Source organism: Kitasatospora sp. NPDC093806, assembly GCF_040683335.1.
Taxonomy (GTDB): domain Bacteria; phylum Actinomycetota; class Actinomycetes; order Streptomycetales; family Streptomycetaceae; genus Kitasatospora.
In genome coordinates, this window is record NZ_JBFBDO010000169.1 from 1 (window position 1) to 11,034 (window position 11,034).

General features: G+C 75.9%; 9 protein-coding genes. All 9 read left to right on the forward strand.

Annotation, left to right across the window (positions count from 1 at the left end; genetic code table 11):
* Positions 1–119: 119 nt before the first annotated feature.
* From AB0N76_RS37760 to AB0N76_RS37800, 9 genes are read left to right on the forward strand one after another with little or no spacing between them, the layout of a single operon-like run.
* A complete protein-coding gene (locus AB0N76_RS37760; protein WP_363565321.1) occupies positions 120–1,091 on the forward strand; it encodes a hypothetical protein in 972 nt (323 codons plus the stop codon).
* The gene (locus tag AB0N76_RS37765) at positions 1,088–2,293 is read left to right on the forward strand and encodes a radical SAM protein (RefSeq protein WP_363565323.1); all 1,206 of its coding nucleotides are present in this window, start codon (positions 1,088–1,090) and stop codon (positions 2,291–2,293) included. The genes AB0N76_RS37760 and AB0N76_RS37765 overlap by 4 nt, the downstream gene beginning before the upstream one ends.
* Positions 2,290–3,261, forward strand: a complete 972-nt coding sequence (locus AB0N76_RS37770; RefSeq protein ID WP_363565325.1) for a hypothetical protein — start codon at positions 2,290–2,292, stop codon at positions 3,259–3,261. The genes AB0N76_RS37765 and AB0N76_RS37770 overlap by 4 nt, the downstream gene beginning before the upstream one ends.
* The gene (locus AB0N76_RS37775; protein ID WP_363565327.1) at positions 3,258–4,610 is read left to right on the forward strand and encodes an MFS transporter; all 1,353 of its coding nucleotides are present in this window, start codon (positions 3,258–3,260) and stop codon (positions 4,608–4,610) included. The genes AB0N76_RS37770 and AB0N76_RS37775 overlap by 4 nt, the downstream gene beginning before the upstream one ends.
* Entirely contained in the window at positions 4,607–7,849 is a 3,243-nt protein-coding gene (locus AB0N76_RS37780; protein WP_363565329.1) for an adenylate/guanylate cyclase domain-containing protein, read from the forward strand. Before AB0N76_RS37775 ends, AB0N76_RS37780 begins: the two co-directional genes overlap by 4 nt.
* Positions 7,842–8,726, forward strand: coding sequence for a S8 family serine peptidase (locus AB0N76_RS37785; protein ID WP_363565331.1), 885 nt, complete (start codon positions 7,842–7,844; stop codon positions 8,724–8,726). The genes AB0N76_RS37780 and AB0N76_RS37785 overlap by 8 nt, the downstream gene beginning before the upstream one ends.
* Positions 8,716–9,351, forward strand: a complete 636-nt coding sequence (locus AB0N76_RS37790) for a GAF domain-containing protein (protein ID WP_363565333.1) — start codon at positions 8,716–8,718, stop codon at positions 9,349–9,351. The genes AB0N76_RS37785 and AB0N76_RS37790 overlap by 11 nt, the downstream gene beginning before the upstream one ends.
* Positions 9,344–10,393 carry a hypothetical protein gene (locus AB0N76_RS37795; protein ID WP_363565334.1) on the forward strand — a complete coding sequence of 350 codons (1,050 nt, stop codon included), beginning with the start codon at positions 9,344–9,346 and terminating at the stop codon, positions 10,391–10,393. Before AB0N76_RS37790 ends, AB0N76_RS37795 begins: the two co-directional genes overlap by 8 nt.
* Before the next feature lie 47 nt (positions 10,394–10,440).
* Positions 10,441–10,851: a nuclear transport factor 2 family protein gene (locus AB0N76_RS37800; RefSeq protein ID WP_363565336.1), complete on the forward strand. Its 411-nt coding sequence runs from the start codon at positions 10,441–10,443 to the stop codon at positions 10,849–10,851.
* Positions 10,852–11,034: the final 183 nt, after the last annotated feature.

The following is an 11,034-nucleotide window of genomic DNA, read 5'->3' on the forward strand; positions in this document are numbered from 1 at the left end:
CGAGCACGCCCGCCGCCTCGGCCGCCGGCTCGCCGCCGCCGACCGCCCGCACCGCGCCGCCGACCTCATCGAGCGGGCGGCCCGGCAGCCCGCACCCTCAAGGGAGAACCAGGAGAACCATGGGTACTCGATCAGCCGTCCTGGACCCCGCGGCCGTGGCGAGCCTGTCGGCCGGCGCGCGGCAGTGGATTCGCCTGCACTCGGGCTATCTTGACGCACCGTCAGGCCGCGCCGAACTCCCGGTCACGCCACGGGTGAAGGCCCTGCTGCAACTCGCCCTGCTGCGCCGCTCCTGGGCGAAGGCCGACCCCGCCGACCCCGGCCTGGCCGAGGTCACCGCGATCGTCGAACGGGTCTGGCGCGACCCCGACCACCCGCGCCTGCTCACCGCCGAGCCGCGCTACGCCCGGCAGTTCCAGCTGATGTACGGCGCCCTCGCCCCGGCCGGCCCGGCCGACGGCCCGCACCGCGAGGTACTCGCCCGGGTGGCGGCCGGCGGCTTCCTCACCCCGCGCCGCAAGACGCCCTACCTGCACCTGGAGACCCGCTACTACGCCGACCTCGCCGGCCTGCCGCACCGGCTGCACGACTACCCGCAGCTGTACCGCGCCAGCCTGCTGGCCCGGCACGCCGACGGGCAGCCGCTCGCCGACCTGGACGTCTGCGACGTCACCCACACCCTCTTCCTGCTCGCCGACTTCGGCTTCCGCGCCCCCGGCCTGGCCGACGCCGACCTCGCGCACGCCCGCGACCGGGTGGACCGGCTCACCGCGGAGTGCGTGCGGCACGGCGACTGGGACCTCGCCGGGAAGCTGGTGCTCGCCCAGCACTGCCTCGGCCTGGACCCGCTGCGCACCCTCTCCGGAGCGGCCGCCCTGCGGATGCTCGCCGACGTCCAGTCACCGGGCGGGGCCGTCCCCGGCCGCTCCGCCACCGACCGGGCGGACGCGGCCGAGACCACCGTCGAGTTCTTCCGCAAGGCCTACCAGTCCACCCTGGTGACCGCCCTGGCCACGGTCACCGTCCTGGCCGGGCGCACCGCCGCGGCGGCCGACGCGACCGCCACCCCGACGCTGCGAGGGACCCGATGAGCGCGCTCCAGGCCGACGCCGTGACCGATGCCCCCGGCGCCCGGCTCCTCCGGGGCGAACGGAACTGGTGGTTCCTCGGCCCCGGCGGCGGCCTCGCCCGCCTGCGCCCCGGCCAGCTGACCCCCGAGGGCACCCTGCGCCCCGCCGTCGAACGCCGGCTGCGCGAACACGGCCTGCTGACCGCCGCCCCGACGCCGCAGAGCTACGCGCTCACCGTGCTCACCAGCACGCACTGCAACCTCGGCTGCGGCTACTGCTTCCAGAACACCGCCCAGGACCCCGCCGGCGGCAGCCGCCCGCCCCGGATCACCCGCACCCGCCTGGACGCCGACACCATCACCGACATCCTCGACTTCACCCGCCGCCGGATGGCGGCCGCCGACCTGACCAAGCTCCGGATCCTGCTGTTCGGCGGCGAACCCCTGCTCAACCCGCGCGGCTGCCTGGAACTCCTCGAACGGGCCGCCGACCACGGACTCGCGTACGCCTGGATGATCTCCAACGCCACCCTGCTCACCCCGGCCCTCGCCCGGCAGCTCGCCGACCTCGGACTCCGCTCCGTCCAGGTCACCTTCGACGGCGACCGCCCCGACCACGACCGGATCCGGGTCCGGCGCACCGAGGGCGGCGCCACCTTCGACGCCATCGTCCGCAACCTCGCCCGCGCCTCCGCGGCCTCCCCGCTGCGCTGGACCCTGCGGGTCAACGTCTCCCACGAGACCCACCAGGGCGTCGACGCCCTGATCGACCGGCTCGCCGGCGCCCTCGACCCCGCCCGCTGCACCCTGTACTTCGCCCAGGTCGGCGACGTCGGCGTCGGCTACGGCAACGACCTGCTGCACACCCGCGACCTGTCCGCCCGTTTCACCCGCTGGCAGCGCCGCGCCCTCGACCTCGGCTTCACCGTCACCCGCCCGCAGCCCCACCGCCCGTGCACCACCTGCGGCCACGGCGACGGCCGCTACGGCGCCGTGGTCAGCGCCGACGGCACCCTCGCCAGCTGCTGGGAGACCGCCGGCAAACCCGACTGGGAGGTCGGCACCGTCACCACCGGCTACCTCCCCGGCACCGTCACCCGCGACCGCTGGATCGGCTGCGCCGACCTCTACCGCCGCGCCGAGGACCGCCGCACGCTCGCCGCCTTCCACGACACGGTCGACGCGGCCCTGCTGGACTACCTCGACGAGACGGGGCGCCTGTGACCGGGCCGACGGGGGTGGTCGCGGCGTCGACGGGGGAGTCGGAGCGGCTGTCCGCCGGTGCGCTCGGGTGGCTCGGGCGGCACCTGGACCACTTCGACCCGTACTCGGCGCGGGCCGCGGCCTCCCCGCACGGGAAGGCCAAGGCGGTGCTGGAGCTGGCGCTGCTCTGCCACTGCTGGTCCCGGCTCGACACCGCCGACGACCCCCGGCTCGACACGGCGACCGGGTTCCTGCGCACGCTCTGGCGGCGGCCCGACTTCGCGCGGCTGGTCACCGCCGACCCCCGGTGCGCCACCGAGTACGCGCTCGTCCACGCCGCGCTCGCGCCCGCCGGGACCGGCGCCGAGGCACGCCGGTCCGCGCTCGCCCTGGCCGCCGCCGACGGCCTCACCGGGGACGGCCTCACCGGGGACGGCAGGTCGCCGCTCGCCCGGCTGGAGCTGCGGTACTACGCGGAGAAGGCGGGCGTCCGCCACCGGATCGAGCCGTACCCGGAACTGATCGCGCGGAACGTCCTGGTCACCCTGCCCGCCGCAGCCCGGACCGTGCCGGACGGCGAACCGCCCGTCGGCATCCCGGAGGCGTACGCGCTCACCCACTCCGCCTTCTACCTCGCCGACTTCGGCCGGACCGGCGCCCCGCTGCCCGCCGAGGCCCGGGCGGACGCGCTGGACCTGGTCGGCCGGCTGCTCGCGCACTGCGTCCGGCGCGACTGGTGGGACCTCGCCGCCGAACTCCTGATGGCCCAGCGCTGCCTGGGCCTGGACCCGCTGCGCACCCCCGAGGGCGCCGCCGCGATCGCCTGCCTGGCCCGCGCCCAGCGCCCCGACGGCGCCCTGCCCGGCCGCTCCCCGGCCACCAGCGCGGCCCCGGAGGACCCCGTCGGCGAACGCTTCGCCAAGGCGTACCACACCACCCTGGTCACCGCCCTGATGACGCTGCTCCTGGGTGCGGGGAGTGGCGCATGAGACTCCGGCCGGCGCTGATCGGCAACCCCGACTACACCCGGCTCTGGTTCGGGCAGGCCGTCTCCTCCGTCGGCGACGCCGTTTTCAGCACCACCCTGGTCCTCTGGGTGGCCACCGTGCTGGCCGAGGGCCGGTCCTGGGGCCCGCAGGCGGTCAGCGGCGTGGTGCTGGCGACCAGCGCCGCCGTGTTCTTCGTCGGGCCGCTCGCCGGCGTCTTCGTCGACCGCTGGGACAAGCGCCGCACCATGCTCGGCACCGAGGTGCTGCGCGGCGGGCTGGTGGCCGCGCTGACCGCCGTCTCCTTCCTCCCCGTCGAGGACCTCCCGGCGGGGGTCTGGCTCGCCCTGATCTACCTGACGGTGCTGGTCCTCAACGCGGCCGGCCAGTTCTTCACCCCGGCCCGGTTCGCGGTGATCGCCGACATGATCACCGGCGACGCCGACCGCGCCCGGGCGGCCGGGATCGCCCAGGCGACCGCGCAGACCGCCTGGATCGTCGGCCCGCCGCTCGCCGCGCCGCTGCTGTTCACGGTCGGCCTGCAGTGGGCGCTGCTCTTCAACGCGCTCTCCTACCTGGTGTCCTACCTCGCCATCCGCACCGTGGACGTCCGCCCCGGCAAGACCGCCGCTTCCAGTCCGACGAAGGCCGAACGCCCCGGCCTGGTCAAGGAGTTCAGGGCCGGGGTGGGCTTCTTCGTGCGCAGCCGGTTCCTGGTGGCGCTGCTGCTGCTCACCGTGATCGGCCAGCTCGGCGTCGGCGCCCTGTCCACCCTCAACGTCTTCTTCGCCACCGGCAACCTGCACGCCTCCGCCCAGCTGTACGGCTACCTCGGCATGGCGACCGGGATCGGCGGGATCGCGGGGGCGCTCGTCGCGGGCCGGGTGGTGGAGTGGATCGGCGCCAAGCGGACCACCTGGATCGGCCTGCTGGTGGCCGGCGTCCTGCTGGTGCTGTACTCCCGGCAGACCGGGTTCCCCGGGGCGGTGACCGTGCTGTTCCTCTTCATCGTGCCGATCACCATGCTGAACACCGCCATGGCGCCGCTGCTGCTGGCCGCTACCCCGCAGGAGTTCCGGGGGCGGGTGGTCGCGGTGTTCTACCCGGTCACCCGGCTGTCCTCGATGCTCACGGCGGTGCTCGCCGGGTGGCTGGCCGGCAGCGGCCTGCGGGACTTCGCGGGCTCGGTGGGAGGGGTGCGGTTCGGCCCGATCGACACGATCTTCGCGGTGTCGGGGCTGGTCGTCGTGCTGGCCGGCGTGTACGCGCGGTTCGCCCTCCCCGGCCCGGCCGCCGCCGAACCGATCGCCGATGACAGGCCGGCCGAAGCCGCCCCGAAGGGCGCGCCGTGAACTGCGCCGCGTGCGGGCACCGCACCGCCGAGACCGACCGGTTCTGCGCCGGCTGCGGCACCCCGCTCGCCGCCGCCCCGGCCGCCGTCGCGCCGCGCGAGTCCCGGCGCAAGGTGTCCATGCTCTTCCTGGACGTGGTCGGCTCGACCACCCTCGCCGAGCGGCTGGACCCCGAGCCGCTGCGCCGGGTGATGGACCGCTACTTCGCCAGCTGCGGCGCCTGCATCGCCGAACACGGCGGCGTGGTAGAGAAGTTCATCGGGGACGCCATCCTCGCCGCGTTCGGCGCCACCGTCGCCCACGAGGACGACGCCCTGCGCGCGGTCCGCGCCGCCACCGGCGCGCTCGCCGCGCTGGCGGGCCTCACCGCCGAGCTCGCCGCCGAGTACCAGGTCCGGCTGGAGGCCCGGGCCGGCATCTGCACCGGCAACGTCGTGGTGATCACCAGGCCCGGCGACGACTTCCGGGTCGTCGGCGACTCCGTCAACACCGCCGCCCGGCTGCAGACCGCCGCCCGGCCCGGCGAGGTGCTGGTCTGCGCCGACACCGCCGCCATGGTGCGCGCCCGGGTCGGCGTCGAAGCCGTCGAACCGCTGCACCTGAAGGGCAAGTCCCGCCCCGTGCCCGCCTGGCGGGTCACCGCCGCCGAGGCCGCCGCCGACCAGCCCGGCCCGGTCACCCCGTTCGTCGGCCGGACCGACGAACTGGCGGAGCTCGAACGCGGCTTCCGGCGGGCCCGGCAGCGGCGGCAGGTCTGCCTGGCCACCGTCCTCGGCGTGCCCGGCATCGGCAAGTCCCGGCTGGTCCGCGAGTTCCTGGCCGGCCTGCCGGTGGACGAGGTCACCGTGCTCTCCGGCCGCTGCTCCGCCTACGGCCGGGGGATCACCTACCGGCCGCTGGTCGAGATGCTCGGCTCGTTCCCCGGCGGCTGGCCCGCCCTCACCCGGCGCCTCGCGACGGAGGCGGGGGTGGGCGGCGAGGACGGGGGCCGCCCGGCCGCCCACGCCCTCGACGCGGTCACCCACACCCTGGGCACCCTCGTGGCCCCTACCCCGGCCACCGACCCCACCGCCCCCGCCACCGGGCAGGCGGGCGTCGAGGACATCGCCTGGGCCGTCCGCCACCTCCTGGAACTCCTCGGCCGCTCCCGCCCCGTCGTCCTGGTCTGGGACGACCTGCACTGGTCGGAGACCACCCTGCTCGACCTCATCGACGAGGTCGCCACCTGGCTCCGGGACGTCCCCGTGCTGCTGCTCTGCGTCGCCCGCCCCGAACTGCTCGACCTGCGTGGCGACTGGGGCGGCGGCAAACCGGGCGCGACCACCCTCGAACTCGGGCCGATGACCGCCGACCAGACCGCCGCCCTGGTCGGCTCGCTGGCCCTGCGCGGCGACGTCCACGCGCAGGACCTCCAGCCCCCTGAGCAGCACGAACTGACCGGCCGGGTGGTCACCCTCTGCGACGGCAACCCGCTCTTCGCCGAGCAGCTGATGGACGTCTTCGCCGAGACCGCCCCCGGCACCCACGTGCCGCCCACCATCCAGGCCCTGCTCGGCGCCCGGCTCGACCAACTCCCCGCCACCGAACGCGGACTGCTCGAACTCGCCGCCGTGATCGGCCGCGAGTTCACCCGCGAACAGCTGTGCGCGATGGCCCAGGCCGACGGCGTCGACCCGGCCGCCGCCGACGAGGCCCTCGCCCGGCTCGCCCACCGCCGGGTCTTCGAACGCGGCCCGGCCGGCACCCACCGCTTCGCCCAGGCCCTGCTGCGCGACACCGCCTACGAGTTCACCCCGAAGACCCGCCGCGAACGCTGGCACGACTTCCTCGCCGACCGCCTCGCCGCCGAACACCCCCAGGACGCGCTGGCCGTCGCCTACCACGTCGAGGCCACCTGCCTGCTGCGCCGCCAACTGCGGCCCGGCGACCCGCAACCGCCCGCGCTGGCCGCCCACGCGGCCGGCACCCTGATCACCGAGGGGATGCACGCGCTGGCCCGCAAGGACCTCCCCGCCGCCGTCCAACTCCTCGAACGCGGCCGTGCGTTGCTGCCCGCCGGCGACCCCCGGCACACCGCCCTGGCGCTGCACGTCTGCGACGCGGGCATCTGGCTCCAGGACCAGGCCCGCTGCCACGCCGCGCTCGCCGCCGCCGAGGCCGCGCTGCCCGACGACCCGCGCGCCGCGGCCACCCGGGCGATCCAGCGCGGCATCGTCGCCCTCCGGCTCGGCCTCGCCGCGCCCGAGGCCGTCGCCGCCGACGCGGCCCGGCTCGCCGACCGGCTGGCCGACGACCCCGGGGACGACCTCAGCTGGTGCCGGCTGCACCAACTGCGCGCCCACCTCGAACTCGCCGCCGAACGCGCGGCCTCCGCCGAGGCCTCCTTCCGCCTCGCGCTGGCCCGCGCCCGGGCCCTCGGCGACGGCTACGAGGAGGACCGACTGCTCTGCGCCGTCTGCGAGTTGGCCCAGTGGACACCGACCCCGGTGGCCACCGGGCTGGACCTGTGCGCGCTGCTCGGCCGCCGGTTCGCCGCCAACCGCTCGCTGCTCATCCCGGTCCTGGTCGCCCGCGCCCACCTGGAAGCCCTCCGCGGCGACCTCGCCACCGCCCGCGGCACCCTCGCCGAGGCCCTCACCTACTCCCACGACGTGCACGCCGACCTGGCCGACGCCGTCGTCCTGGACGCCGCCGGCTTCGTCGAGTCGCTCGCCGGCGCCCACGAGGCCGCCGAGGCGCGCTACCGGCAGAGCCTCGCCGTGCTGCGGGCCGCCGGGTACGCCCCCGACACCCGGACCACCGAGGTCGCGATCGCCCGCCAGCTCTTCGCCCAGGGTCGGCTCGCCGCCGCCGGGGCGGCACTCGACCGGATCGACCGGGACGGCGAGAGCGAGAGCCTGCGGGCCCGGCTCGGCGCCGCCGCCCTGCGCGGCCGGATCGCCTCGGCCCGCGGGCGGCACCCGGAGGCGCTCGCCGCGGCCGGCGCGGCGCGCACGCTGAGCGCCGGCGCCGACGACCTCTGCCTGGTCGGGGAGACCCGGTTCGACCTGGCGATCGTGCTCGGGGCGGCCGGGGAAGCCGGCCGGGCGAGGGAGGAAGGGACCGAGGCATTGCGGATGTTCGAGGCCAAGGGCGCCACCCTGCCCGCCGCACGGGTCCGCGGCTGGCTCGCGGCCGCCGATGCGCCAGGCTCTCCCGATGATCCCGATGATCCCGAGGCAGGAGCCGGCGATGACTGAACTCCACCTCCTCCCGCCCTGGCGCCGCCCCCCGCGCGACCACTTCCCCGGCGTGCCCGCCTGGAGCATGCCGGTCACCACCGTGCCCCAGGAGCCCTTCGACATCAGCCCGCTCGCCCCGGTCACCCGCGACTGGGCCTGGGGCGGCGCGGACGGCTCCGGCGTCCGGGTCTGCGTCCTCGACAGCGGCGTCGACGCCGACCACCCGCTCGTCGGCGGCCTCGACCGGGCCATGGACGTGGTCACCGGCGAGGACGGCACCCTCGCCGTCACCCCGACCGAACCCGCCGACGCGGCCGGCCACGGCACGGCCTGCGCGAGCGTGATCCGCTCCATCGCCCCCGCCGCCGCCCTCACCTCGGTCCGCGTCCTGTCCGGCGGCCGGCACGGCAGCGGCGCCGCCCTGCTGGCCGGCCTGACCTGGGCCATCCAGGAGGGCTACGACGTCATCAACATGAGCCTGTCGACCACCAAGCCCGAGTTCTGCGACGCGCTGCGGGACCTCGCCGACGCCGCCTACTTCCGCCGCTGCGTCATCGTCGCCTCCGCCCACAACATGCCGGTGCGCAGCTACCCGTGGCCGTTCGCCTCGGTCATCTCGGTGGCCAGCCACGACAGCCCCGACCCGATGTCCTACTACTACAACCCGTCACCGCCGGTCGAGTTCTACGCCCGCGGGGTGCGGGTCCCGGTGGCCGGCCCCGGCGGCCGGAACCTGCTCAGCACCGGCAACAGCTTCGCCACCCCGCACATCGCGGGCATCTGCGCGCTCATCCTCAGCAAGCACCGCTCGCTCACCCCCTTCCAGCTCAAGTCCGTCCTCTACCTGGCCGCCGAGAACGTGGCCGTACCCGAGGGAGGTGCGCGTGTCGACTGACCCGTCGCAGAGTGCCGGGCTCCGGCAGCGAAGACTGCTCCAGTCCGTCGTGGAGGTCGCCCGCAGCGTGTTCGGGGCGGCTGCCGCGTCCGTGCTCCTGGTGGACGAGGCCGACGGCGACCTCGTCTTCGAGGCGGTCGCGGGGGAGGGCGAGCACCACCTGCTGGGCACCCGCTTCCCGGCCGGCACCGGGATCGCCGGCTGGGCGCTGATGACCGGCCAGCCGGTGGTGGTCGACGACGTCACCGAGAACCCCCAGTTCGCCCGCGCGGCGGCCGAGTCCACCGGGTACGTGCCGCGCAGCATCATGGCCGCCCCGCTGATCTGCGAGGGCGACTGCATCGGCGTGCTGTCGGTGCTGGACCGCGACAGCCGTCCGCGCTGCGACCTCGGCGACGTGGCCTCGCTCGGCCTGCTGGCCACCGAGATGGCGACGGTCCTGGAGCTCCTGCTGCACCTGCGCTCCACTCCTCCGGTCGCCCCCGCCGCCCCGTCCGCCGCTCCCGACCTCGCGGTGCTGCAACGGGTCGCCGCCCGCCTCCCGACCGCCCCGGAGCAGGTGGCCGCGACCGTCACCAAGCTGCTGGCCATGGCCGACGACCTGCTCGCCACCGCCGATGGCTGACCCCGCTGCCCCGCTGCACCTCGCTGCCCCCGTCCCGTCGCCCTTCCTCGACCAACTGGCCGACCCGGCCCGCACCGTGGACGCCCGCCCGCGCGCCGTCCGCTGCGTCCTGCTGCTCAGCCGCGCCTGCGACGGCGACCTCGACCCGGTGCGCAACCTGCTCGTCGGCGCCGGCATCCGCACCGCCCGCCTGAACGCCGACGAACTCGCCGCCACCACCCTGGCCGTCGCCCCCGACGGCCGCTCGGTCCGGCTGAACGGCCGCCGGCTGGCCCCCACCGTCACCTGGATCCGGCACTTCGCGGAGTCCGCCATCGAGCCCGCCGGGTCCGCCATCGAGTCCGCCGCCGACCCGGCCCGCACCGCCTTCCTGCGCGAGTCCTGGCGGTCGGCGGCGGGCCAGCTGGCGGCGCTCTCCGGGACGGCGATCCACCCCGACCGCCCCGGCGTGCTCGCCCAGCTGCGGCTCGCCCGGCGCCACCGGATCGCCGTCCCGCGCACCGTCCTGACCACCGACCCGCACCTCGTCCAGGGCGAGTTCGACAGTCCGCGGCTGGTCGTCAAGGCGGCCCACCACCACTTCGTCGAACCGGCCCCCGGCCGGCTGCACGGGATCTTCCCGGTCGTCCTCGACCGCGCCGAACTCGCCACCGGCCCCCGCCCCGGCCCGCCGGTGATCGTCCAGGAGTACGTCGAGCACGAGGCCGAACTGCGCGTCTACTTCGTCGCCGGGCAGATCCACGCCTTCGCCGTCACCAAGACCACCCCCGCCGACCCCTGGACCGCCCCCGACCGCCTCGACGTCCGCCCGCTGACGCCCCCGCCGGACGTCGTCGCCGCCACCCGCACCCTCGCCGCCGCGATGTCCCTGCGCTACGGCGCCTTCGACTTCCTGCTCAGCGCCGGCACCCCGGTCTTCCTGGAGGTCAACCCCGACGGCGACTGGCGCTGGGCCGAACTGCGCACCCGCACCACCCCGGTCACCGCCGCCGTCGCCGCGATGCTCGCCGCCCTCCACCGCGCCGCCCCGGACCCGCCATAATCGATCCGACGCACCTTCAAAGCCACCGTCGAGTCCGGGAGTCCGCCGTGCACCCCTTCCGCAAGGCCGTCGAGGCCCGCGACGAGCAGGCCATGGTGGCCCAGCTCGCCGAGAACGTCGTCTTCACCAGCCCGGTCGCCTTCAAGCCCTACCCCGGCAAGGCGATCACCGGGGCGATCCTGCGCGCCGTGCTGCGCGTCTTCGAGGACTTCACGTACACCCGCGAGATCGCCGGCCCCGACGGCCGTGACCACGCCCTCCTCTTCACCGCGACCGTCGCCGGCCGCCGGCTCCAGGGCTGCGACTTCCTCCACCTCGACGAGGAGGGCCTGATCGACGAGTTCACCGTCATGGTCCGCCCGCTGTCCGCCGCCCAGGCCCTCGCCGAGGCCATGGCCGCCGAGTTCGACCGCATCGCCACCGAGGCGAGCGAAGGCGCCGTCCCGCCCACCGGGTGACCGTCCCCACGCGATGACCGACCCCCTCGCCGTCGTCGCCCTGTTCGCCGGCGGTGGTACCGCCGCCGCCGGTGGCGCCACCGGTGGCGCCACCGCCCCACCCCGTGACCGACCAGGCCACCGGGTGGGAATTGGACCGGGACGGCGGGCGGGGCGGCCGCTAGCGGCTGCGGGTCAGCCGAT